The 23,546-nt window shown below is 64.8% G+C and carries 14 protein-coding genes, 1 pseudogene and 1 riboswitch; of the genes and pseudogenes, 7 read left to right on the top strand and 8 right to left on the bottom strand.

Annotated features, from left to right (window positions below; all coding sequences use genetic code 11):
* The first annotated feature begins 20 nt into the window (after positions 1-20).
* Entirely contained in the window at positions 21-1,919 is a 1,899-nt protein-coding gene (locus E3O45_RS12445) for a Na+/H+ antiporter (protein ID WP_134443677.1), read from the top strand.
* Here E3O45_RS12445 and E3O45_RS12450 read toward each other — a convergent pair.
* Positions 1,916-2,290, bottom strand: coding sequence for a multidrug efflux SMR transporter (locus E3O45_RS12450; protein WP_134443678.1), 375 nt, complete (start codon positions 2,288-2,290; stop codon positions 1,916-1,918). The genes E3O45_RS12445 and E3O45_RS12450 overlap by 4 nt on opposite strands.
* Before the next feature lie 11 nt (positions 2,291-2,301).
* A riboswitch (guanidine-III (ykkC-III) riboswitch) is annotated at positions 2,302-2,366 on the bottom strand.
* A gap of 89 nt (positions 2,367-2,455) precedes the next feature.
* Positions 2,456-3,505 carry a dipeptidase gene (locus E3O45_RS12455; RefSeq protein WP_134443679.1) on the bottom strand — a complete coding sequence of 350 codons (1,050 nt, stop codon included), beginning with the start codon at positions 3,503-3,505 and terminating at the stop codon, positions 2,456-2,458.
* Positions 3,506-3,977: 472 nt separating this feature from the next.
* Between E3O45_RS12455 and E3O45_RS12460 the strand changes: the two genes are divergently transcribed.
* The 5 genes from E3O45_RS12460 (at position 3,978) to E3O45_RS12480 (ending at position 10,161) form a co-directional block, all read left to right on the top strand.
* Positions 3,978-5,525 carry a sugar transferase gene (locus tag E3O45_RS12460; protein ID WP_134443680.1) on the top strand — a complete coding sequence of 516 codons (1,548 nt, stop codon included), beginning with the start codon at positions 3,978-3,980 and terminating at the stop codon, positions 5,523-5,525.
* 1 nt (position 5,526) lies between these two features.
* The gene (locus tag E3O45_RS12465; protein WP_198418259.1) at positions 5,527-6,780 is read left to right on the top strand and encodes a DUF1972 domain-containing protein; all 1,254 of its coding nucleotides are present in this window, start codon (positions 5,527-5,529) and stop codon (positions 6,778-6,780) included.
* Positions 6,777-7,550 carry a CDP-alcohol phosphatidyltransferase family protein gene (locus E3O45_RS12470; protein ID WP_134443681.1) on the top strand — a complete coding sequence of 258 codons (774 nt, stop codon included), beginning with the start codon at positions 6,777-6,779 and terminating at the stop codon, positions 7,548-7,550. The genes E3O45_RS12465 and E3O45_RS12470 overlap by 4 nt, the downstream gene beginning before the upstream one ends.
* Before the next feature lie 149 nt (positions 7,551-7,699).
* Positions 7,700-9,157 (top strand): polysaccharide biosynthesis tyrosine autokinase, encoded by a 1,458-nt coding sequence (locus tag E3O45_RS12475; RefSeq protein ID WP_134443682.1) that lies wholly within the window; start codon positions 7,700-7,702, stop codon positions 9,155-9,157.
* The gene (locus E3O45_RS12480) at positions 9,157-10,161 is read left to right on the top strand and encodes a glycosyltransferase (RefSeq protein WP_134443683.1); all 1,005 of its coding nucleotides are present in this window, start codon (positions 9,157-9,159) and stop codon (positions 10,159-10,161) included. The genes E3O45_RS12475 and E3O45_RS12480 overlap by 1 nt, the downstream gene beginning before the upstream one ends.
* A 26-nt stretch (positions 10,162-10,187) precedes the next feature.
* On the opposite strand, the gene E3O45_RS12485 is transcribed toward E3O45_RS12480, so the two are convergent.
* From E3O45_RS12485 to E3O45_RS12505, 5 genes are all read right to left on the bottom strand, one after another.
* Entirely contained in the window at positions 10,188-11,195 is a 1,008-nt protein-coding gene (locus E3O45_RS12485; RefSeq protein WP_241985341.1) for a glycosyltransferase, read from the bottom strand.
* Between the two features lie 129 nt (positions 11,196-11,324).
* Complete coding sequence (locus E3O45_RS12490; protein WP_241985342.1) at positions 11,325-15,605, bottom strand: LamG-like jellyroll fold domain-containing protein; 4,281 nt, start codon at positions 15,603-15,605, stop codon at positions 11,325-11,327.
* A gap of 116 nt (positions 15,606-15,721) precedes the next feature.
* Complete coding sequence (locus E3O45_RS12495) at positions 15,722-16,669, bottom strand: glycosyltransferase family 2 protein (protein ID WP_241985343.1); 948 nt, start codon at positions 16,667-16,669, stop codon at positions 15,722-15,724.
* 99 nt (positions 16,670-16,768) lie between these two features.
* A complete protein-coding gene (locus E3O45_RS12500; RefSeq protein ID WP_241985344.1) occupies positions 16,769-19,978 on the bottom strand; it encodes a LamG-like jellyroll fold domain-containing protein in 3,210 nt (1,069 codons plus the stop codon).
* Between the two features lie 208 nt (positions 19,979-20,186).
* Positions 20,187-20,900 carry a hypothetical protein gene (locus E3O45_RS12505; RefSeq protein ID WP_134443686.1) on the bottom strand — a complete coding sequence of 238 codons (714 nt, stop codon included), beginning with the start codon at positions 20,898-20,900 and terminating at the stop codon, positions 20,187-20,189.
* Between the two features lie 173 nt (positions 20,901-21,073).
* Here E3O45_RS12505 and E3O45_RS12510 point away from each other — a divergent pair, with 173 nt between their 5' ends.
* Positions 21,074-22,201, top strand: a complete 1,128-nt coding sequence (locus E3O45_RS12510; protein WP_134443687.1) for a glycosyltransferase family 4 protein — start codon at positions 21,074-21,076, stop codon at positions 22,199-22,201.
* 16 nt (positions 22,202-22,217) lie between these two features.
* Here the strand turns inward: E3O45_RS12510 and E3O45_RS17565 are convergent.
* Positions 22,218-23,546 (bottom strand): annotated as a pseudogene (locus E3O45_RS17565) (hypothetical protein); the annotation flags it as partial.

Consider the following 23,546-nt stretch of genomic DNA (forward strand, 5'->3'; position numbering starts at 1 on the left):
CAACTCTTGGCGGTAAAAAAATGAATGTCGCACTCGGTCTTCTCACTCTCGTCGCCGTCGTTTGCGCGGCCAGTGCTCTCGCGAAGCGCCTGAACCTGTCCGTTCCACTGCTGCTGGTGGTCGTTGGAGTGATCGGCTCGTACCTGCCGTTCATTCCAGCGATCAAGCTGGATCCGGAACTGGTATTGGTGGGCATCCTTCCTCCATTGCTCTACGCGGCCGCCATTCGTACCTCTCTGGTCGAGTTCCGCACAAACCTGCGTTCTATCGCACTACTGTCGGTCGGCTACGTCGTTTTCGGAACCGTAGCCATCGGCCTCATCGTCTGGTGGCTGATCCCGGAGATTCCACTGGCTGCGGCGTTCGCCCTGGGCGCGGTGGTGGCTCCGCCGGACGCGGTAGCGGCGACCACGATTGCCCGTCGCGTTGGGCTTCCGCGCCGGGTGGTGAGTCTTTTGGAGGGCGAGTCGCTCGTCAACGATGCGACCGCACTGGTGCTCCTGCGCACGGCGATCGTTGCTATTGGCGGCAGCGTCACCGTCTGGCAGGTGGCGTCTGACATCGCTTTGGCCGCCGGCGGAGGTGTCGTGATCGGACTGATCGCGGCGTTGCTCCTGTTGCAGATCCGAAAACGGGTGCGTAACGTCGCCATAAACACGTCCATGTCTCTCGCTGCCCCGTTCGTGGCGTATATCCCGGCGGAGGCGATCCATGCATCGGGCGTGTTGGCTGTCGTCGTGGCCGGCCTCATGATCGGCACCAAGTCGCCAGCGATGCCCGGCGGCGCCTCCCGATTGAGCCAGCGCAGCAACTGGGCCACCGTCCAGTTTTTGCTCGAGAACTCCGTCTTTCTGCTGATCGGGTTACAGGTGCGCTCAATCATTGAGGCGACCTCCGGCGATTCGCTTGGCGCCGCGCGCATCTGGGGCACCTGTGCTGTCGTATTCATCGCGGTTCTCCTGTTGCGCCCGGTGTGGGTGTTCCCGGCAATTTATTTGCCTCGGCTGATACCCAAAATTCGCGCGGCTGACCCCGCACCACCCTGGCAGTTGCCCACCATCGTGTCTTGGGCGGGTATGCGCGGTGTGGTCACCCTGGCTGCCGTGTTCGCCCTGCCAGAAGACGTCGCACACCGCCCCGTCCTCGTTCTGGCAGCCCTGGGAGTCGTGGCGGGAACGCTGGTTGTGCAAGGCCTCACCTTGCCGTGGCTGGTACGGGCCCTGGGCGTGCACGGCCCAGATACCCATGCGGATGCGCTCAGCCAGGCCGCGCTGATGGACCAGGCCACGGCCGCGGGAATCGAAAACCTGCGCCAGCACACCCGGCCCGGCGATTCTCCGGAGGTGCTGGCCATGCTCGAACGCCGCAATCAGGAACGCAACAGGGCAGCATGGGAGCGCCTCGGGCGTTCGGAGCTCGCAGACCGCACTCCCAGCAAGCGCTACGTGCAGCTGAGGCTGGCCATGCTCGATGCGGAGCGCGCCAGGGTTCTCAAACTGCGCCGCACCGGCGATTACGCCCACGAGGTGATCAGTGAAGTGCTGGAGATGCTCGACGTGGAGGAATCCATGTTGGATTCCTCCACCGAGGGTGCGGATATCGACGCGCGTACCCCGGCCCGACCCGCCAATCGGCGCGACAACGGCGAAGCGCGCCTGGGGGCGGGCGGCTGCGAGCACCTACGGACCATGGGCGAGCAGTCAGTGCCGCAGGACCCGGAGTGTCAGGACTGTGTACGTGAAGGCACCACCCCGGTACACCTTCGAATGTGCCTGGCCTGCGGAAACGTGGGGTGCTGCGATTCATCCGCGGGTCAGCATGCGACCAAGCATTTCCAACAGTCCGGCCACGCCATCATGTGCAGCGCCGAGCCGCGGGAATCATGGCGCTGGTGTTACGTTGACGAACTCCTCGGCTAGCGCGTGCTCGTCGACTCGTTGTAAGAACCGTCCCCGAGAGCTGCAGCGTTGGGCGGGGTGTCGACGAGTTTGAGACCGACGATGCAGCCGATCAGGCCGAGCAGCAGCGCGATCTTCAGCCACGACACGCTCGCATCGCCGCTGATCATGGCCCAGACCACGGTGAGGGCCGCTCCGATGCCGACCCAGACGGCGTAGGCCGTTCCGATCGGAATCTCCCGCATCGCCCAGGCCAGACCGCCCATGCTGAGTGCGAGCGCACCGCCGAAGATAATCGTCGGCCACAACTTGCTGAAGCCCTCGGACTTGCCGAGCGCCGTCGCCCAGACAGCTTCCAGCACTCCGGACGCAATGAGTACGATCCACGACATGACTGCTACTCCTCGGCCAGTCTTGTCTTGTGCCGGGTACTGATCCGTCGTCCGGGGCCGCGTTTTGCGACCTCCCTCGACCATAGACAGACCCACTGGGCAACGCCTGTGCACAGCCGCGCGAAACAAGCGGATGCCGCAGCATCCGTTCACCGGCAGCAGCCGCTACGCGATAAACGCGCGATAGGCGGGGTCGTTCGCGCGCAGCACGCGCAGCACGTTCTGGTAGCCGAGTTTGGCCAGGTCAGCGTCGCTCCAACCGCGACGCGACAACTCGGCGAATAGGTTCGGGTACTCCGAGACGTCGGCCAGACCAACCGGCATGTCGGGGCAGCCGTCGAAGTCGCCGCCGAGGCCGATGTGGTCGACGCCGGCCACCCGCCGGGCATGCTCAACATGGTCGGCAACGTGCGCGACCGTCACGAGCGGCTTGTCCCCCGCCGAGCCCTCGTCTTCCCAGCGTCGGTAGTCGGCCGAGATGAACGCGGGCACGAAGGTGATCATCTGCACACCATTGTTGGCCTTGAGCTGGGTGAGAATCTGATCCGGCACGTTCCGCGGGTGGGGGTTGAGGGCAAAGCACGACGAGTGGCTGAAGATGAGCGGCAGCTCGGTCGCGTCGAGCGCGTCCTGCATGGTCGCGGCCGAGACGTGCGAGAGGTCGATCATCATGCCGATGCGGTTCATCTCCGCGATGACTGCTCTACCTCGATCATTTATTCCGTCGTGGGTCACATCGCCCACTGCTGCGTCAGCCCACTCGGTCGAGGAATTCCAGGTCAGCGTCATATACCGCACACCCAGGCGGGCGTATTCGCGCAGCACGGCGAGCGAGTTGTTGATCTGATTGCCGCCTTCAACGCCCAGCAGCGACGCGATTCTTCCATTCAGCTGGGCGCGCTCGACGTCGTCGGCCGTGACGGCCCATTCGAAGTCGTCGGGATACGCCGCAATCAGGCGGTGAATGAAGTCGATCTGCTCGAGGGTTGCCTGGACCGAATCCGTCCCCTCCAGATCGGTGTGCACCCAAACCGACCAGAACTGGCCGTGTACGCCCCCGCGACGCAACTTGGGGACATCCGTTTGAAGCGCGCTGCGCCCGGAATCCTGCTCGGAATCGAGTCCGCTGACGGAATAGTCACGATGCGCGCGGCAGGCCCAGGCAAGATCGTTGTGTCCGTCAATGACAGGAAATCTCGTAAATCTTTCGGTCATGTGAATTCTCCCCGGCAATGCGTTGGCTCCGATCAGCCTACGACCCGCGCCGTGCGGGTGCGCGGCCGCCGATAACGCCCAAGTGTGCCGCAATACCGCACGTTAATGAGACGCCAAGCCGTTCGTGGCGACACAAACATGGCCCGTGACGGACGGCCCCCACCCGGCACGGGGAATCTGCCCCCAGTTGAGGTTACAGCGCGGCCGACTTGAATCGGGGTAGTCTCTGCCAGTAAGTTGCTGAGAAAGAATCAGCTTCACTGCCGCGCTCCACCGAGAGACAAGTGCCAGCATCGTCACCTTGTCGCTAAGACCACCTGTTCCTGTAAACCCGACTGCAGGGAATGCAACGTGACACACACCCCGACCCGTCACTCCACCGTCAGCGCAGCCTGCGCCAGTCCGGTGCCCAGCGCACCCGATTGCCCCTATCTGGCCGCGCCCTGGCGTTCGATCACACCGGGAGGCACGTATGAGTGAACCCGACTCCCCCGCGCCACTCCCGGTAGGCGATTCCCTTCCTCGCGCGCCGAAGCTCCGTCTCGTCGACCAGGCTGCGTCAGCCACCCGCGACATCGCGCTCGACACCCCGTCGTCGGGACTCATCTGGGCGCGCCGCTACCGCACGAAGCTGCGACTGACCGATGCCACCGTCATCGTGCTGGCCGTGGCTGTTGCCCTGGTCTTTCGGTTCGGTGTGCGCGGTATTCCGGCCGTTCCCGGATCGTTCAGCGCCAATTATTGGCTGGTGTCCCTGCTGATCGTAGTGACCTGGCTCGTCGCTCTCGAGTTGTTCCATACCCGCGATTCGCGCGTGGTGGGTGTGGGAGCGCACGAGTACAAACAGGTGGTGAATGCGAGCGCCGTGACCTTCGGCATGCTCGCCATCGCCTTTCTCATCTTGCAGGTTGACATCGCGCGCCTCTTTTTCATTCTCGCGCTGCCCCTCGGCGTCATCGCCCTGGTATTCGAACGGTGGTTGTGGCGCAAATGGCTGCTGCACCAGCGCACGTTCGGCCACTATCTTGCCCGGGTCATCGTGGTGGGAAACCGGGAGGACGTTGAGTATGTCGTCAGCCAGATCGACACCAAGTCCGGCGCCGCGTACTACATCGTCGGGGCCGCACTCGAAGAGAGCGACAGCGCTGAGATAGCCGCTGGCGACCGCCTGGTGCCGATCGTGTCTGATCTCGAACATGTCGCCGCGGCCGCATCGGCCATGGGCGTCGACACGGTCATCGTGGCCGGACAGCCCAGCGGTGGCAGCTCCTACATCCGCAACCTCGGCTGGGACCTCGAGGGCACGTCGGCCGAGCTCGTTCTCTCCAGCCGGCTAACGGATGTCGCTGGTCCCCGCATCCATTTCCGTCCCGTTGACGGCCTCCCGCTGATCCACGTCGAAATCCCCCGGTTCGAAGGGGGCCGTCATGCCCTCAAACGCACCCTGGACATCGTGACGACCGGACTCGCCATCGTGTTTCTACTGCCCGTCCTGGCCGTGATCGCTGTGCTGATCAAGATCGACAGCCCCGGCCCTGTGCTGTTTCGCCAGGAGCGTTGCGGCCGCAATGGCCAGACCTTCCGCATGATCAAGTTCCGTTCCATGGTGGAGACGGCCGAAGACGACCTGGCTGGCCTCCTCGACCAGAACGAGGCCGCCGGGGTGCTGTTCAAGATTCGCAATGACCCCCGCATCACCAAGATCGGCCGAGTGCTGCGCAAGTACTCGCTCGACGAGCTGCCCCAGCTCTGGAACATCTTTGTGGGTGAAATGAGTCTGGTCGGCCCCCGTCCGCCGCTTCCGGAGGAAGTGCAGGGCTACGAGACCCACGTGCACCGACGCCTTTATATCAAGCCCGGTCTGACCGGCATGTGGCAGGTCAACGGGCGTTCCAACCTGAGTTGGGAAGACAGCGTACGGCTCGACCTGTACTACGTCGAGAACTGGTCGCTGGCCGGCGATCTGATGATCATCTGGCGCACCTTCAAGACCGTCATCCAACCAGTAGGGGCGTATTGACATGACCGCGGGGACCGAACTCACTGCGCCCACCAGCCAACGACGCCTGCACATCGCAATGATCGGCACCCGCGGAGTACCCGCCACCTACGGTGGTTTTGAAACGGCCGTCGAGGAGATCGGCCGGCGAATGGTCGACCGCGGCCACGACGTAACCGTCTACTGCCGCCACACGGTGGAGCCGGCACCGAAAAAATATCTCGGCATGACGCTGGTTGAGCTGCCGGCCCTGCGGCACAGGATTCTCGAAACCCTCAGCCACACCGGGCTCTCGGTGCTGCACGCGACCACCCATCGCCGCCCCGACGTCGCGTTCGTCTTCAACGCCGCCAATGCACCGTTCGTCCCTCTGTTGCGCCTGCGCGGAATTCCCAGCGTTGTGCACGTGGACGGACTCGAGTGGAAGCGCGACAAGTGGGGCCCAACCGGCCGCCGCTATTATCGGTGGGCCGAAGAGGTAGCGGTTCGTGAAGCGGATGCCCTGATCGCCGACGCGCAGGGAATCGTCGACTACTACCAGGATGAGTTCGAGGTGCCCACCGAGCTGATCTCTTACGGCACCAAGATTCTTACGGACACCCCGTGCGATCGGCTCGCCGAACTCGGCCTCCGCCCCGGCGGCTACCATCTCGTCGTCGCTCGGTTCGAGCCGGAGAACCATGTCGATGTGATCGTCGAAGGCTACCGGGCCAGCGGCGCCCTGCTTCCGCTCGTGGTGGTCGGCTCTGCACCGTACGCGGTCGATCACATCAATCGCATTGCCGACCTGGCCGCCTCCGATTCGCGTATCCGCATGATCGGAAGCGTCTGGGACCAGGGCCAGCTCGACCAGCTGTACGCGCACGCGCGCACCTACCTACACGGCCATTCCGTCGGCGGAACCAACCCCTCGCTGCTGCGGGCGATGGGCGCCGGCACCAAGGTCATCGCCTGGGATGTCGTCTTCAACCGGGAGGTGCTCGGCACCCACGGTGTCTACTTCAGCCGGGCGGACTCGCTCGGCGCACTGATCGAAGACTCCGAGCTCAGCCCCGATCGCACCGCCGAGGTCGGAACCGCGCTGCAGGAGCGGGCGGCGAAGTTATACAACTGGGACAGTGTCACGGCGAGCTACGAGGGCCTTGCCCGCCGTGTGGCCGCCGGCTACAGCACGCACCATCAGAGCAGCGGCCGTGCCGAGGAGTCAACCTGGAGCCTGCCCGAGACCATGAGCCGGCAACCGTCAACCGCACCGTCCAGGGGAATCACACTATGACCAGCACGCCAGCCCCGACCGCGCAGCCAACGGAAGGCTATTTCGACACCGTGCGCCGGTTGTCCTCCGCCCAGAAATCCGCCACCCGCGGTGCGCCGGCCTACTCGGTCTACGTGAACCGACGAGTCGGCCGTTACATCGCGGCCGGCGCCTATCGGATGGGGCTCAGCCCCAATAATGTGACGGCGATCAGCGCCGGCTTCACGTTCTGCGCCATCGGGCTGCTCGCGATCGGCGAGCCGAGCTGGCTGCTCGGCATCACCGTGTGGCTGCTGCTGTCCGTCGGCTACGCCTTCGACTCGGCCGATGGCCAGGTCGCACGATTGCGTGGTGGTGGCTCAGCCTCCGGCGAATGGCTTGACCATGTCATCGACGCCATCAAGATCTCCACGCTCCACCTGGCCGTGCTGATCACCGCGTTCACGCATTTTGCCCTCACTGATCCGGCCTTGCTGCTGGTTCCGATCGGGTTCACCGCGGTGGCGGCCGTATCGTTCTTCGCGATGATCCTGAACGACCTGCTCAAGGCCAAGCATGCTCCCCTGGCCCCGCCATCGACCGCTCGCCGCACGGTGCTGCGCTCGCTCCTGGGGGTGCCGACCGATTACGGTGTGCTCTGCCTCGCGTTTGTGCTGCTCGGCGCTCCCCCGCTGTTCTTCGGGGTGTACGCCGTGCTCTTTGTCGCTAACGCACTGTATCTGGCGCTCGCTTTGGCCAAGTGGTTTCGGGACATGACCGCGCTGGGCGGCGTCGGAGCGACCCGGCCGTAGCTGGGCATCCGTTTGTATCCGGACCGAGTATTCCAGCGCCCCTGAACTATTCGGCGACGTACCTCCTACTGGGGGATGTGCTGCGGCCTGACGAATGTGAGTTTTGATCAGCTTGATTGTAGTGTGGGCGCAACTGAACGGAGAATGCTGTGGAACCGATCGACTATTTGAGAACCATCACGAGGCGATGGCTGATCATCCTTATTGTCGGGCTGCTCGGCGGTGCGGCAGCGTGGGGATATGCGGCGAGCCTGCCCCCGCAGTTCCAGGCCACCAACAGTGTTTTCGTCACGAGCGATCGCGGTGAGACCACCAGCGAACTCCTGCAGACCTCCACCTTCACGCAGAATCTCGTACAGTCCTACGCGCAGCTCGCGACGACGCCGACCGTTCTCGGCCCGGTGATCACCCGATTGGGACTGGATACGACCACCCAGAGCCTCGCCGCCCAGGTGTCCGCCGTCACGCCGCTCAATACCGTATTCATCAATATCACCTCCACCAGCACGTCAGCGGAGCAGGCCGTCGAGCTGGCCGACGCCGTTTCGCTGTCGCTCGCCACGACGGTGGAGAGCCTGGCACCCAAGGGCCCCGACAATTTGCCGTCGATCTCGGTGAAGACCGTGTCGCCCGCGCAACTCCCCGGTGCACCGTTTTCGCCCAATACCAGGCTCATCGTGCTCACCGGCCTGCTGCTCGGCCTCATGGTCGGCGTGCTCTATGCCCTGGCTCGGGAGGTTCTCGATACCCGGGTGAGCACGCAGAAGGACCTCGACCGGGTCTCATCGGACCCGCTGCTCGGCATGGTCGGGCGTAAGTGGCGCTCCGACCCCGCGGGCCTGGCCATGCGGGTCATGCCCCACAGCGCGCTGGCCGAGGCCTACCGCCGGGTGCGCGCCAATCTCGAATTCATCGACGTTGACAGCCCGCCGCGCAGTACAGTCGTCACCTCCGCCGTCGCTCGCGACGGAAAATCCACGACCGCCATCAACCTTGCGCTGGCCATGGCCGAGCGCTCCGCGAAGGTGCTGCTGATCGACGCCGACCTGCGACGCCCGTCTATCGCCGAGCTGTGTGACCTCGAGGGCGACGTCGGCCTCACCACAATTTTGCTCGGCGACGTCGGACCCGAAGATGCCATCGTGCGCTGGTCCGATGGGCTCGATGTACTGCCGTCCGGCGCCGTCCCGCCTAACCCCGGGCGACTGCTCGGTTCGGCCGCGATGAAAACGCTGATGAAGCGCCTGCTCGAAGACTATGACTTCATCGTCGTCGACTCCCCTCCACTGCTTCCGGCGACCGACGCCCTCGGGCTATCTCACCTCACCGACGGCGCCATCGTTGTGGCTCGCTACAAAACGACCACCCGTCAGCAGCTCACGACCACCCTCGAGTCCCTCGAAGCGGTCAACGCCCGCATTCTCGGCATCGTACTGAACCAGGTGCGCGAACATCGCGCCGAGGTCTACTACGGACCGCTCGCACCCGTGAAGGGAGTGTCCGCACCAATGACCGGACCGGTCAACCGAGTCACGGCCACCCGAGCGCCCAAAGCCGCGTTCGATGACTCCGGCCGCCGAGACTCGGAATCGGCGCGGACCAAGTAGTGCGCATCCTCCAGTCGTTTCCGGAGGGCCGCGCCACGACCAACCCCTACCTCGTTCAACTCGACCGGGGGCTGCGGGAGCACGTGCAGGTTGACGGATTCTCCTGGTGGCGTGCGTTGACGGCACCATACGACGTGTTCCATGTGCACTGGCCGGAGATTCTGCTGCAGGGGCGCACCCCGGCGCGCGCGCTGGCTCGGCGCCTGCTGTTCGAACTTCTGCTGACGCGACTGCGTCTGCGCCACACGGCCGTAGTTCGTACGCTGCATAACCTGCGCAGCCACGAAGAGAAGTCACCGACCGAGCGGCGCCTGCTGCAAGCGTTCGACCGCCACACCACCCTGTGGATCCGGCTCAACGCGTTCACTCCGCTTCCGGCGGGCGCGCTCGAACGCACGATTGCACACGGCGATTACCGCGAGTGGTATGCCGGTCACACCTGCCCCGCGACAGTTCCCGGTCGCCTGCTCTATTTCGGCCTGATTCGCCCCTATAAGGGCATCGACACACTGATCGAGTGCTTCACGGCGATAACGGATGCTGCGGAATCGTCCGCAACGCTGCGGATCGTCGGTCAGCCCCACACGCCAGAGCTGGCCCGAACGCTGAGCGCTCTGGCGGCCGGAGACCCACGCATCGAATTCAGCCTGGGCTACGCGAGCGACGAGACGCTCGCCCACGAGATCGGCGCGGCCGAGCTGGTCGTCCTCCCCTACCAGGAGATGCACAATTCTGGCGCCGCGCTGTTGGCCTTGTCTCTCGGCCGCCCCGTTTTGGTGCCGCGGAACGCTGTCACCGAGGCGCTGGCGAACGAGGTGGGCGGCGACTGGGTGTTGGTCTACCCCGACACACTCTCGCCCGGGGACCTCACCGACGCGCTCGCCGCCGCTCGGTTCTCGCGCCACACGGCCCGTCCTGATCTTTCGGCCCGCACCTGGGAGACCGGCGTGGCCGGGCACCTGGAGGCGTACGAGTGCGCCGCTCGCGCCGCTCGTGCGCGCTGAGCGTCCATCCACCGAGCTGGCTTCTTCTAGCGCGCCCCGACGAACATCCAGGCGTCGGCGGCCAGGCGCCCGTCGACCGCCGGCAGGTCGGCCGTGCCAGTTCCTACCCGCTTCTGCAGGGCGTGCAGGACCGCGTTCGCCAGCGCCGGAACCCCCGCCCCGGGGGCGACGACGTCGTGGCCGTGCTCGGTGAGCCAGTCCGCGAGGCCAGTCTCCGACGTTGTGACGATATTGCACCCGTGGGCCAGTCCCTCAACTATGGGCAGGCCAATTTGCTCGCGCCACGTTGCCGTGGGCTGAGACGGCAGGGCGAGCACTCTCGCGCGCCGCAGGTGAGCGTGAATTTCACTGCGCGGCGGGTCGATGATGACCTCAATCGTCGGGTCTTGCTCGGCCGCTTGACGGGCCCGGTCTTCGAGTAGCCCCTTGCCGATGATGGTCAGCCGAGCTGCGGGAATGCGAGCGGTGACACTCGGCCAGGCCGCAAGCAGTTCAGGAAAGCCTTTCCGGGCCACGAGCGCTCCGAGAAAAACAACGCGCTGCTCGCCAGGGCCGGAATCGACCGGGCAGGCACACGGGGCGGGCAAAGCCGGGATGACGGTGCTCGTGGTCCCGGCTGACGGCCGACGCAGGGCGCTGCCGTAGGTGATTCTGGCGGCATCCGTGCCGAAGGCGATGCGATCGGTGTGCCGCCAGACAAACCGCGACAGTCGGCTGTTGGCGAAGCGCCGCAGCCGACCTTCCTCGCCGACCGGGCGGACCAGGGGGTTTAAGTTTTCCATGGCGTAGCTGACGATCGTCGCCCGCGGGCCACCGAGCAGCGACCGCGCTCGCAGGCCACTGATGGCCAGCGCACTGCCCCACACGCTTGAGAGCATAAGCGGTTCGTTGATTTCGAGGGTGGTCACCTTCGAGCGGGCCAGCAGCCAGGCGGCGCGCACCGGGCCGGCCTGCACGACGGTGAGCCCCTCCACCAGGGATTCGTGAAAGTCGTATCGTTTCGCCCGATAGAGAATGGTCGCCTCCGGCAACACATGGGCACGCTCAAGATAAGCGCTGCGCAGGGTTCGGTACAACCTCGCTCGTGTGGTTACGATCCGCATCCGGCGCGGTCCCTTTCCTGCTCAGTTCCTGTCATCGAAATAGCGCCTTGCCTGGACAAATTACTGGGGCGTCACAGCGACCAGGTCATCGAAGGTCGCCGTCATCGGGCTCACCGTGGCCGAGCCACTGACGTAGAACGCCACCCCGATCGAACCGGCCTGCTGCAGGGCGGCCGTTGAATCCGTCGCGCTGACCAGCCAGGTAGCGGGGGCAGGCTCACCCAGCTTCCACGCCATCGCCTTGAGCGTGGTCGGTGCGGTGCCGGTGACCTGTACCCGGAGCTGCAGCTGATCGCCCGCCGCGTAGCTGAGGCCGGGAATGGTGAAGGATTTGAGACTCGTCGCATAGTGCAGGATCTGCACCTGCACCGCCCCAGAGGCCAACAGCTTAACGCGCGCCCGATAGTCATCCGTACCGACCCGACGCCCGATCGCCGTGAGGTAAACGCCGCCGCCGGTCACTGCCTGCTGCACGCCCGTTGTCACGGTCAGATCGGTTTCAGTGGATGACACCGTGCTCAAATAGCCGTTGAGCATCCTGCCTGGCACGGCACGGAGTGTGGCCACGCCGTCACCGACCGAGTAGTTTGCTGCTGATCCGGTCGTAGTCCATGACCCGCCGAGGTCCGCTGCGCCGAAGCCGGTGCTCATGGCTCGGCTGAAGGCATCCGCTGCGAACGCTGTCGCCGGCGCTGGCGCCGGGTCGGTGACCACAACGCTGCGGGAAGCGCTCGCCGTTGCACCGGCATCGTCGGTGACGGTGAGCACGATTTCATAGGTGCCGGCTCCCGCGTAGCCGTGGGTTGCCGTTGCCACGGCGGCAGATTCCGTCGCGCCGTCTCCCCAGGCCCAGGTGTAGCCCGTGATCGTGCCGTCCGCGTCAGTCGAACCGACGCCGTCGACAGCGACCGCAAGATCGGTGGCCGTCGCTGTGAAGGCCGCAACCGGAGGCGCATTCTCCGGAGCTGGCGGCGGGGCGGCGGTGACCGTGACCGACTCGGTGACGGCCGAGGTGGCCCCGGCATCGTCGGTCACGGTCAAGGTGACCTCGTATATTCCCGACTCGGCATACGTGTGGCTCGCCTGGACGGCGGTGCCGGTGGCGCCATCGCCGAACGTCCACGCATAGCTCGCAATCTGTCCGTCGGAATCCGACGCCGACGCCGCGTCAACCTGCAGGGCCAGGTCGTCGACCGAGGAGACGAAGGCTGCTGTCGGTGGCAGGTTGGCCGTGCTTCTTCCCGATCCGAGCGTGAAGTGCTGTCCGATGACCCCTGGCGCCAGGGCGGTGGAATAAACCGCAACCTCGTCGAGGGTACCGGCGAGCGCCGGGCTGCTCGAGCCCCAGGTGGGGTCGCTGCCAATGCGCCAGTATCCCGAGTAGGCCTGCGCCGCCGGTTGCGGATTCGTACCCACCAGTGCGCCGTCGACGTAGAGCTCCATGCCGGCGGGAGACTGCACGGCGACCACGTGGTGACTCACGCCATCGTTGTAGGAGGCGGCTGAGGTGACCGTGTTTGCTTTGCCGGTCCAGGTTCCGAAGACGAGACGCCCGTCATCCTGCAGGTAGACGTGACGGTCATAGTTGGTCGACAGCCCGTTCTGGCGGTTGCCGAAGCCGATGATTTTTCCACCCTGCGTCGTGGTCGTGTTGAACCAGGCCTCGAGCGAGTACGTCGTCGGATTCACGAATTGCGTGTCGCTGCTGACCGTTCCGCCGTTGAAGGTGGCGGCGGCATTGCTCGCCCCGGCGATCAGTGCGTCCGCACCCTTCGTGACGGCTCCGGAGTACGTTCCGGAATTGCCTAACAGGCCGGCATCGAGGGCGCTCGTTCCGGCAGCTTCGCCGAGCCGCCAGTATAGGTCGGGTTCAGCACCGTACACGGCGGCACCGTAGGCGTCGGCGGGGGCGGCCGGCACCGGTGAGGTGCGGCCGGATGCGACGTAGTGGTCGAGCACCTGCTGACGGCTCAGCGGGCCGCTGTACAGCGCGACCTCGTCGATATCGGCCGCAATGTACCCGCTCGTCGGCTGGCTGGTCCAGCTGCTGAGGGTATCTCCGCCGATTCGCCAGAATCCCTGGTAGACCTGCCCGGTCGTCACGTCGGAGCGATGGGCCGCGCGCGTGCCGTCGACGTACAGCGTCATGCCCGCCGGGCTGAGGCTGGCCACAATGTGATGCCATTGCCCATCGTTATGGCTGTCACTCGTATTAATGGTGCGAAGCGCGCTGGGGTAGGCGCCGAACCAGATCTTGCCGCCGTTGTCCATATAGACGTGGCGGTCGTACCCGGCCGAGCTGCCGGTGGCCTTGTCACCAAATCCGACGATTTTACCGCCTCGGGTGGTTGTGGTTTTCACCCACGCCTCGACACTGAAGTTGTTCGACGATTCTTCCGCCGTTGCGGTCGAGGCCAGCCCGTTTGCCGTTCCGTCAAAGCGAGAGGCGGCCTGCTCAGCAATGGCGCCTGAGACATCTCTGGTCACGCCCGACCGCACTGCCAGGTCGGCTCCGCCGGTCCAGTCGAAGGCCGTTGCGCCCTCCGGCTCACCCAGTGGCCAGTAAGACCGCGGTGAGTCACCCAAAACGGATGCCGCGTAGTCACTCAGCCCCGCTCCCTCGGCAACCGTGACCGAGGCCACGGCACCGGTGCGACTGTTGCCGAATGGGTCGGTCACGCGGATGCGATAATCGTAGCTTTGTCCCGGTGTCAGCCCGGTGTCGCTCCAACTGAGCATCGGCCGGTCCCAATCGGTGGAGTCGGCCAGGATGGTCGCGACGCTCACACCGTCCCGGAGCACTTCGTAGCTGAGGTTTTCGTTGTCACGGTCGTAGGCGCTCATCCAGCTCAGCCGGGTGCCTCCCGGCACGAAGGACGCGACGGACGGCACGAAGTCTGCGGCCACGAAGGAGGTATTTGTGACCCGCGGGCCTTCTTTATTCGGGGCGATGGTCTGAGCCGCGAACCGCGCGAGCCCCTGCTGCCCTTTATTGTTGACGATCGTGAACTCGCCGCCATAGAGCAGGTAGTCCTCATTCGCGGTGATGTTCCATGGCCCCTGCCCTTGACCGGTGTACGTGCCCGAATTGATATCCGGGTAGAAGGTCAGCAGGTCGGGCCGGGGCGTTCCCTCAAAGTTGTAATACGAGCCGCCTGTCCGGTTTCTGGTGATGATTCCCTTCGCCTCCGATGTGAACGTCAGGGTGCGGTGGAAGGTCCACGGGTCGGTCTGCGGCGGGCCGGCGATGTTGCCACAAAAGTGAGCGTGCGAGGTGGTGTAGACGACGTCGCCCACTGGCACGGCAGAGTAGGTATCGCCGTGGCAGTCCTCGACCCAGATCAGCGCGCCCTCGTCCCAGCTGGCGCGAAACGCACCCTCGAGAGTTCCGCCGGTTCCGAAGACATAACCGGTTCCGATCACGCCCTGATCCGACGAGGTCAGGCTCAAGATGGCGGCGTCCTTGCCGCCGTTACGAATGATCGAGTTGATCTTCCATGGAAGGGACGCGCCGGTGGCGGCATCCGTTGCGGCCATGCCATAGCCGGGGTTGGAGCTGCCGTTGTACGAGGTGAACGCGCCGCCGATGACGACTCGGCCCCCGTCAGGCGAGATGGTCAGTGCGTTGACCCCGCCGCCGGCAGGCGTACCGGTCCAGGTGCCGAGTGCACCGTTGGACGCAGCGAATGAGGCCGTCATGGTGCGAGCCTGTCCCCCGGCGGTGGAAAAGGTTCCTCCGGCATAGACCGTGTCGCCGAAGAATCCCAGCGCCTTCACGGAGGCGTTCACGACCGGCTTCCAGGTGGAGACCAGGGCGCCCGTACCGGTGTCAAAGGCCGCCAGGCGGTACCGAGTGTCCGAACCGACCTTGGTGAAGGACCCGCCGGCGTAGACCCGGGTACCGTCGGCCGAAGCGACCAGAGCACGAACGGCTCCGTTGACGTTGGGGTTGAACGAGGAAAGGAGTTGTCCGGTGGTGAGGTTGTAGGCGAGCAGGTTGTTGCGCACCACCTCGTTGGCACCTCGGGCCGAGCCGGCCGGGCGAGCCCTGGTGAATTCCCCTCCGACGTACACCGTGTTCCCCACGATCAGCTGAGTCCAAACGACACCGTTGATCTGTGTCGTCGGCAGCGAATCCGCGGCGACCGTGGCCGGAGTGCCGACATCGACCGGTGCGGAATCCGCCAGCGCCACCGCTGGGACGCTCAGCACTCCGGCGATCACGGCGACCGCCGTCGCCAGAGCGAGCCAGCCTGCCCGTGCCAGGTGGGCCAGGCGCGGGGTCCCGCTGGGCGCTGGAGCGACAAGACGGCGCGAAGAGATGAGCAGAGGAGCAGCCACCAGAAGGCCTCACTTAGGGTTTGGACCGTAGCCTTCGAATAGCCACCGCACTAGGTCGCAGTATATTGAGTCTTTGTCAGTTACCAATGCCCCCCATACAGGGCATTGGTGCTGGGCTAGCGCTTGTACTCGTGATAAATCGACCCCACGGAGCCGCTCAGCATGCCGGCACCGCGGGCGGCGGTGCGCAGCCCCCGGGCCCGATGGGGCAATTGTCCGATGATCAATCCGGTCAGGTAGCGGGCAAGGCCGCCCAGTACCCGCGCGGTGCCGCGGGCGACCATGGTGGCTCGCACGAGCATCCGCTCGCCGTGCGCGGTGTCGTCGAGATTGATTCGACTCCAGGTATTGCCCATGCGGAAAGCGCGCTGCAGCACCCATTCTCGGGTGAGCCGGCTGGCTGGGACCACGTCGATGACAATGGCCTCATCGCACCAGATCATTTGCCCGCCGAGGCGATGCAGCTGCCGGGTGAACAACGAATCCGAACCGCCGGAGATGCCGAACCGTTCGTCGAACTGCAGGCCGAGGCGGCGCACCTGAACGAGGTCAAGGAGCAGATTGTTGGTGGCGGCGAGCGAAACCGGCGTCCCCGTGGCGAATCGGCGGCGCTCAAAGAAGCCGCCGGCCCGAATCCACGGTTCAGGCTCCGTGTCGTATCGCGAGAGCACCGGACCGACCACGGCGGCCGGGCGAAAAGTAGCGTAGGTATCGAGAAGCTGCAAGAGCCACTGGGCAGTGGGCCGCTCATCATCATCGATGAAGATCAGCACTTGGGCATGATCTGCTTCCGTCAAGGCCCGATTGCGACCGGCCGCGATCCCAGGAATCGGTTCATGCACGTACCTCACCGGCACGGAGCCACTCGAAGCGGCGACCGCAGCCACCTGGTCACGTGCACCGCCGTGCGGATCGTTGTCCACGACGAGAATCTCGATCGACCGAGAAACCGTGGCGGCCTGGTCAAGGAGCTCTGGCAGCAACTCCACCAGGTCACGGGCTCGACAATAGGTGAGGACCGCGATCACGACGCTGGCCTTACCACCCGGATATTCTTTGGTCACGATTCCCCCTCTTTGGCATTTCCCCATCACAAATCCTGCACAAGCAGCGGTGCTGCTCACCTCCGATCAGTCACGCTGATCGGCCTCTACCGGCATCGGTCAATTGACGCGCAGGGCGACGAAATCGTCGAAGGCCGTGGTGACCGGAGTCACGGTAGCCGTTGACCCGAGGTAGAGGGCCAGTCCGACCGAGCCCGACGCCTGCATGGCGGGCGTGGCATCCGTCGTACTGAGCTGCCAGGCCGACGGCTCGGTGCCGCCGACGCTCCAGACTTTAGCCCGAAGGGTCGTCGGCCCGGTGCCGAAAACCTGCAGCCGGACCCGAAGCTGGGTTCCTGTTGCGTAGGTCAGCCCGGCGATGTTTTGCACCGTCAAGGTCGTTGCACCGTGCATGAGCTGCAGCTGCACAACACCCGTAGCCAGGAACTTGACCCTGGCCCGGTAATCATCGGTGCCAACTCGTCGGCCGATAACCGACGAGTACGCTCCCGAGCCGGTGGCCGCCTGCTGAAGTGCCATCGTCACACTCACGTCACTGTCAGCCACGAACACGCCCGACAGATATCCGTTGACCGTGGCCCCGGCCGCGGCTTTAAACCGCCCGACACCTTCACTGACCGAGTAGTTCCCCGACGATCCGGTCGTGGTCCACGCGCCTCCGCTATCGGCTGTGCCGAGCCCGCTGCTCAAGACGCGGGAAAACGCGTCGGTTGCCACGGGAAGATTGGGATCGACAGACGGCACGAGCACGTTCTGCGTCGTCACGGCCGTTGCGCCAGAGTCATCGGTAACCGTGAGGGAGACCGGATAACTGCCGTCGACGGTGTAGCTGTGCGTGGCTGTTTTGCCAGTCGAATTCGTCCCGTCGCCCCACGACCAGGCGTATCCTGCAACGGTGCCATCAGCATCCGTCGAAGCGGATGCGTCCACCGAAACGGCAAGCGGCGACGTCTGGTAGCTAAATGCCGCAGTCGGCGGCACGTTGGCCTGAGGGCCGGAGCTGCCCACGGCGTAGTGGTTCGCGATGGATGCCGCCCCGAGTGCGGTCGGATACACGGCTACTTCATCGATGTCAGCGGCGATGTAGTCACTCAGGGGCCGACTGGTCCAGCCGCTCAGATTGTCGCCGCCAATGCGCCAATAACCTTGAATCGGGGCGGCGGACGTCGTGTCGGTGCGTTGGGCGGCGAGTGCTCCGTCGATGTACAGTGACATACCGTTTGCGCCGACGGTGGCGACGATGTGGTGCCACTGTCCATCATTGTAGGACCCCGTCGTCTTGAGCGTGCGGAGAACACCCGGCTTGACTCCGAACCAGATTCGGCCGGTATTGTCCATATAAACGTGGCGGTCGTAGGCGGTGGAGTTGGCGGTGGTGCTGTTGCCGAGGCCGATTATTTTACCGCCACGCGTGGTCGTGGTTTTGACCCAGGACTCTACGCTGAAGTCGCCGCGCGGCGTTTCAAACGCGCTGGACGCGGCGAACCCAGCGTTAGTGCCGCTGAACCGCGAAGCAGAGCCATCGTCGCCGCTGAGGGCACCCGCGACGTCCCTGGTCACGCCAGAGTTGGTTTGCGCATTGGCGGCGGCGGCCCAGTCGAAGGCCGTCGTTCCGCTGGCTTCGCCGAGCGGCCAGTAGGACGTCGGCGAGTCTGCACGAACCACGGATGCGTACGCGCTGTAGCTCCCGGCACTTGCGACGGTAACGGATGCCGAACTTCCGGTCTTCACGTTGCCAAACGGGTCGCTCACCCTGATCTGATAGGAATATGCCTGCCCGGGGGACAGCCCACTGTCCGTCCAGCCCATGCTGGGTCGGGACCAGTCGACGGATAGACCCAATACGGTGCCGACCGATACTCCATCACGCAGAACTTCGTACTTGAGTCGCTCATTGTCACGGTCGTAGGCCGACTTCCACCCAATGCGCACCGTGCCGGTCGAGAGCGATTGCAGGTCTGGAACGAAAGCCGACGCGACGAAGGCCGCGTTGGCCAAGCGGGGCCCTTCTTTATTGGTCGCGGTCGTGGAGCTGGCGAATCGCGCCAGACCCTGCTGCCCCTTGTTGTTGACATTGGTGAACTCGCCGGCGTACAAGAGGTATTGACCGTTGGTCACGACGTTCCAGGGACCCTGCCCTTGCCCGGTGTAGACGCCGGTGTTGATGTCCGGGTAAAAGCTCAACAGGCTCGGTCGAGGTTTGCCGACGAAGTTGTCGTAGCTGCCCACGGCGTTCGGCGTAATGAGTCCGGTGGTGGCCATCGTGAACGACAGGGTGCGGTGGTAGGAGCGCGGCGCCGTCTCGACCGGTCCGCCAATATTGCCGCAGTAGTGCGCGTGACCGGTGGTATAGACGACATTCTGCGTCAGGGCCGCGGAGTAGGTGTCACCGTGGCAGTCTTCCATCCAGATGATCGCACCGTCCGACCAGCTGGCGCGGAAGGTGCCCTCGAAGTTGGCGCCAGCGCCATAGTCGTATCCAGTGCCGAAGACACCATCGGGCGAGGAGGTCAGGCTCGTGATCCCGCCGTTGATCCCTCCGTTACGGAGTAGCGAGTTGACCGCCCAGGGCAGGGAGGCGCCGGTGACGGCGTCGAGGGCCGCCATCCCGTAGCCGGGGGTGCTGGCGCCGTTGTACGAGGTGAAGGCGCCGCCGATAATGACCTTGGCACCATCGGGCGAGACGGTGAGGGCGTTGACGGCGCCGCCGCTCGGGGTTCCTGACCAGGCCTTCAACGCACCGTTGGAGGCGTCAAAGGACGCAATCTGAGGGCGCGGCTGACCACCGGCAGTGCTAAAGACCCCGCCAGCGAACAACGTGCCACCCGAAAATCCGAGCGCTTTGACCTGAGCGTTCAGGACTGGGGCAAACGAGGCGACGAGCGCGCCCGTGCCGGTGTCAAAGGCCGCCAGACGGTACCGGTTGGCTCCGCTCACGGAGGTGAACGAGCCGCCGGCATAGATTCTGCTGCCGTCTGCGGAGGCGACGAGTGCTCGAACTGCACCGTTGGGGTTTGGGCTGAACGTCGGGATCAGCACACCGGTCGTCAGGTTGTAGGCGAGCAGATTGGTGCGCACCACCTCATTCACCCCAACGCTTGAGCCGGCCGGGCGGGCTCTGGTGAATTCACCCCCCACATAGACTGTGTTGCCAACGATCAGCTGGGTCCACACCACACCGTTGATCTGCGCGGTGGGCAGGGAATCCGCGGCCATCGTCACCGGCGTCGCCGGATCGGTAGGAGCGGTGTCGGCTACGGCCTGAAGTGGAACCGTGAGAACGGCGGCGACAACCGCGACAGCGGTCAACAATCCGAAAACACCAGCGCGTGCTGGCCGATTACGAACCGAAATCAGACCTGCGAGGTTCAGTCGAGACGCGTAGAGAGATCCCACGATATTTCCTTACTCGGATGAGGAGCGGGGCCGTCGGGTGGCCGTCGCATTCAACGGAGTCTAGTGAGATTTTCTCAGTACGGAATACCCTCTATGGGGGGCAGCCATTTGCACGGCCTGGTCAGTGCGGTGCCGCGCCTTCAAAGAGCACGATCGGCACGCCAGCCGAGTAGTCGACAGCGATCTGCACTTCGTCTCGCGCATCAGCGGGGACAGTGAAAACGAACACGCCCTGCGCGGACTGGCCCGCGGCGACCGCGTCAGGAAATGGGACTCCGCCCGGCGCGGCAAGTTCGGTGGCCGGCGACTGGGCCGCCCCAAAGAAGAAGTTGACGACGGTTGACGTCAACGACACGGTCGCAGTCGTGTCGTTGCGAACAGAGACGGCGAACCGGAGCGACGGCCCGGCAATCTCGCCCGGTCCCCGCGCCACACCCTCGACCGCCTCGAGCTCGCTAATACTGAACACGACCCCGGGCACGGCCACGGCGGGGTCCGTCAGTGGGACCGGTTCCTGAACCCGTGGCGGAGCGACCTCGCTCGATGGAACGCCGACTCCGGCGTTCGGGTCGGGGACGCTGGGGGCGGGCAGCGTCGTTTCGGCCGGCACGGGGCTGGGCGAAGGGCCGGGCGACCGGGAGGGAGCGGGGGATGGGGTCGTCACGGACCGCGTCGCGGTGACATCGGCCGAATCGGCACGTTGGGATGCCCAACCGTTAGCCACCAGCATGATGACCACGAGCAGGGCCAGCAGTCCGGCCCCGGCGATCCACCACAGCCGACGCCGTCGGCCCGCGGAGTTTGGGCCGGTATCGGCGGGGTCATGCACGGCCATGATCGAACTCCAAGCTGAGGACCCGCTCAAAAAAATAGATCGGGTGAAGACGTCGTTGGGCCATTAATACACGCGTGGGGTTTCTTTCCAAGGGGGCACCTGAGCCCACTTTGGGGGTACCCGCCCACCCTGTACAGTGTGTGAAAGCTGCCGACCACTGATGAGGCCCACACATGCGCATCGCAATCCTGCACGGGAACAATGACGCCTACGGGGCCTCTCGCGTGCTCATTCAGGAAATCTCCTGCCTCCTCAGCCTCGGCCACACGGTGGCCGTCATCGTGCCAAATTCCGGACCACTTGAAGGGGAGCTGGCTCAGTCCGGACTCTCTGCGACCGTCATCGTTGACCCGGGGCTGTCGGTCCTGAGGCTCAGCAAGATCTCAGACCTCCTGCATCCGGTTCGTCTTCGACCAGAAATTACCCACGCCGACGTCGTGGTCTTATGGACGCTCGCCCTCGCCGCGTACATTCCACTCCTGCGCCTGAAACGCAAGAGTTTTTACCTGTCGGTGCACGAACTCCTCCCCAGCCGCCTGGGAAACCTCCTGGTTCGGGTACTCCTGGCCCCCGGCCGCTTTCCGATCTGCGCCTGCAGCGAAGCCACGGCAGCGTGGCTGGAGGGCAACGGGGTCGCCCGCACGCGACTGACCGTGACGTCGCCCGTGTTCGACCCGGTCACGCTCGTCAGAGCACCGACGCTCCACGACCCGTTCACCCTCGCCGTCATCGGCCGCGTCAATGGCCGCCGGGGACACCTCGAGGTGGCTCAGGCGCTCCAATCCCTGTGGCCGGCGGTAAGCCCCCAACGTCCGACAACCGGTTCGTCCTGGCGACTGCTTCTGTTCGGTGCGCCATTTCCCGGTCAGGAGTCCGCTCTCGACGCGGTGTTGCACCTGATCGAGGGCGACCCCCGGATCGAGTACCGCGGCGAGGCAAAATCCTTGGAATCCATCGCGAGCCAGATCGATGCTGTTGCCTGTTTTCCGTCCATGCCCGAGTCGTTTGGCCTCGTTCCCGTTGAAGCATGGCGAGCGGGGGTCCGGGCTGCGGGATTCGCCGACGGTGGGCCCGGCGAGGTGTTGCCCATTGTCGGCGGCATCGGCGTGGCACGCACCGGTACACCCCTGGCTGATATTTCGTCGGCGCTCCTCACTCTGGAGCGGTCCGTCCGAGCTCGGGAAGCATTGCCCGAACCGTCGACGGTCAACCTGCACTTTACGAAGGAACGCCGTCTGATATCGCTGACCCAGGTTCTCAGCCGGGCCGTTGCACGGCCAGCCCGCCGCACGGTCCGCTAACGCCATTCCTGATCGGCTAACCCTGTCCCTTCGGCGTAGGCAGCACGTTCAGGTCGGGAACCGCTTCGGGCTCAGGCACGACGTCCGGGTCGGGAACCGCTTCGGGCTCAGGCACCACCTTCGGCTCCGGCACGAGCTGTGCGTCGGGAGCGACCTCGGGTGCCGGCAACAGATTCACGTCGGGAGCGACTTTCGGTTCGGTGGACGCAGTCGGGTCCGGTGTCTGCGTGAGGGTAGCGGCGCTGGCAACTCTCACACTGACGGCATCACCGGTGACGGTATTGCCGAACGGGTCACTCACCCGAATTTGGTACGAGTACGTCCTTCCGGGCGTACGGCCGGTGTCGGTCCAGCTAATCGTGGGACGGCTCCAGTCGACGGATAGCCCCGTTTGCGTGCGCACGACAACGCCGTTTCGCAAGACCTGATAGGTAAGCAATTCGTTGTCGCGGTCGTAGTCCGACGTCCAGGTGGCCGTGACCGTTCCGGCGGTTGGCGTGGTGAGCGTTGGCGTGAAACTGGCGCCGGTTACCCGTGGCCCTTCTTTGTCGGGCGCGATAGACGACACTGCAAAGCGCACAAGTCCCTGCTGCCTCTTGTTGTTGACGAGGGTGAATTCGCCGCCGTAGAGCACGTATTGGGAGTTGGCGGCTACGTTCCACGGCCCCTGACTTTGACCGGTAAAGTTGCCAGCATTGATGTCGGGGTAGAAGGTCAGCAGCGACGGGCGGGGGCGCCCCTCAAAGTTGAAGTAGCTACCACCCGTGCGGTTCCGGGTGATAGTGCCTGTTGCATTTTTCGTAAAGGCCAGAGTCCGATGAAAGGTTCGCGGACTGGTTTCCGAGAACCCGCCGATGTTTCCACAAAAGTGGGCGTGCGCGGTCGTGTACACGACGTCGCCGACCGGAACGGCCGAGTAGGTGTCACCATGGCAGTCCTCGATCCAGACGGTGTTGCCGCTGCTCCAGCTGGCCCGGAACGTTCCCTCGAACATGGCGCCGGGGCCATAGTCGTACCCAGTGCCGTAGACGCCGCCGGAATCCGAGGTGAGCGACAGAATAGAACCGTTAGGGCCAGCATTCTTGATGAGCTTGCCGATATTCCAGGTCATTCCGGCGCCCGAGCTGGAATTCGTCGCCGCCATTCCATAGCCGGGAGTCGTCGCGCCGTTGTACGAAGTGAACGAACCGCCGATGACGACCCGGTCTCCGGTCGGGGAAACTGTTAGTGCGTTCACGGCCCCGTCGGGCACCGTGCCCTTCCAGGTACCGAGCGATCCGGTGGAACCGGTGAACGACGCGATCCTCTGTCGTCCCTGAGAGTTGGCCGAGGTGAAGCTCCCCCC

This window comes from Cryobacterium sp. TMS1-20-1, assembly GCF_004402355.1.
In the GTDB taxonomy this organism is placed as follows: Bacteria; Actinomycetota; Actinomycetes; order Actinomycetales; family Microbacteriaceae; genus Cryobacterium; species Cryobacterium levicorallinum.